Origin of the sequence: Streptomyces sp. SID8352, assembly GCF_009862265.1 — a bacterium.
In the GTDB taxonomy this organism is placed as follows: domain Bacteria; phylum Actinomycetota; class Actinomycetes; order Streptomycetales; family Streptomycetaceae; genus Streptomyces.
In genome coordinates this window covers 1-1,519 of record NZ_WWGX01000051.1, presented here as the reverse complement: position 1 = coordinate 1,519, position 1,519 = coordinate 1, and the positions used below count along the sequence as shown (strand labels likewise).

The following is a 1,519-nucleotide window of genomic DNA, read 5'->3' as shown; positions in this document are numbered from 1 at the left end:
CTGGCCGAGCCCGTCCCAGCCCTCCTGGTAGTGGACGGCGATGCGGCGGCCGGAGCCGTCCGGGCGGACCACCTCCAGCCAGCCCGGCCCCTCCCGCAGAGTCCTGGTGAACGCGCTCGCCAGGGCCCGCCACGTCCGCGTGAAGTCCATGTGGTCGNNGCCCTTGACGAGCATCGGCCAGATGATCGTGCGGGCGAGCGGCTGCACGTGCCGCAGCCGCTCCCCGCCGCGCGGGTGGGGGTCGGTCACCAGGGAGACCGGCGCCGCCCCCAGCCCGGACACCCCCTCCGCCAGCGCGTACCAGTCCCCGTCCAGGTCCGTCATCGGCCACCGCGTTCCCGTCGGGTCGACGTAGGTGATCGAGGCGTATCCGATCTCGGGGATCTCGATGGGCGGCGGGATTTCCGGGCCGGGGTCCTCCGGGTCGATGACGGCGGGTGAGATCAGGGGCATCTACCTGGGCCTCCTCACGCGCTCGCGCGCCTCCTCCTGCCGCTGGATCAGCCGCAGGTCGTGGACATCGATCACGCTGGCGCGCGGGTAGATCGCGTAGGTGACCGCCGGGCGGTCGGTGCCGGCCGCTGGTGCGGTCCGGACCGGCAGCGCGGGCAGGCCCGGCCGCGCCGCCCGCGCCACCGGCAGACGGCCGGAGTTGACGTCGTCCATGAACTTCAGGCCGTACTTGCCGACGGCGGCGGCCTTCACCATGTACTCGCCCGTCGACCCCCAGAGCGGGATGGAGTCCGACGTCGAGGTGCCCGGCCCCGTGAGCAACCCGCCCCCGGCCAGCCGTACTCCGCGGCCCTTCACCTCCTTCACGAACGCGGCGGACCCGGGCAGGGCCTTGATCTCCTTGGCGAGGAGCGGCGCGAGGTGGGCGATCATCGGCCAGCTCACCCCCGCCGCCACCACGTCCGCCACGGTCGCGCCCTTCTTCCCGGCGAGCGCGCCCATCATCTGCGCCGCCGCCGTCAGCTCCTCCGCCGTCAGCAGCCGCCCGTTGGCCTTGAGCGCGGCCGATGCCTTCTTCGCGGCGCCGGGCGACTTGACCGCTGCGGCGGCGATCGCCATGGCGTCCGCGTCGCCCTGGCCCGCGAGCTGCATGACCAGGTCCCCGTAGCCGCGGGCGGCGAGCTTGAGGAGGTCGGCCTGGAACTTCCGGCTGCTGGCGGTGGTGGTGTTGAGCTGCTTCGTGTAGTCCGCGAGCGTCGCCGCGGCCGTCGGCGCCAGCCGCCGCAGGTTGGCGACGATGCCGTTGAACTCCCGGTTGCTGGCCTTGGCCAGGGCGGAGACGAGCGCCCGGCCGGACTCGCCCATCCCGCGCAGCGTCTCCTCGACGTCGCCGCCTGCCCGCTTCCCGATCCGGCTCAGGTTCCGCTCCCACGCCTCCGACGCCTTCACCGCGTCCCGGAGGTTCGTCGCGTAGCCGGTCAGGCTGAACCCGGAGACCTTGCTCCCGGCCCGCAGGCCGAGCGCCTTGTCCGCGGCGTTCACCGCCCGCTGGGCATCCGCCACCGCC

General features: G+C 73.9%; 2 pseudogenes. Both read right to left on the bottom strand.

Going from position 1 to position 1,519, the window contains the following annotated elements:
• Positions 1–453 (bottom strand): annotated as a pseudogene (locus GTY84_RS17890) (phage tail protein); the annotation flags it as partial.
• Positions 454–1,519, bottom strand: a pseudogene (locus GTY84_RS17885) (hypothetical protein); the annotation flags it as partial.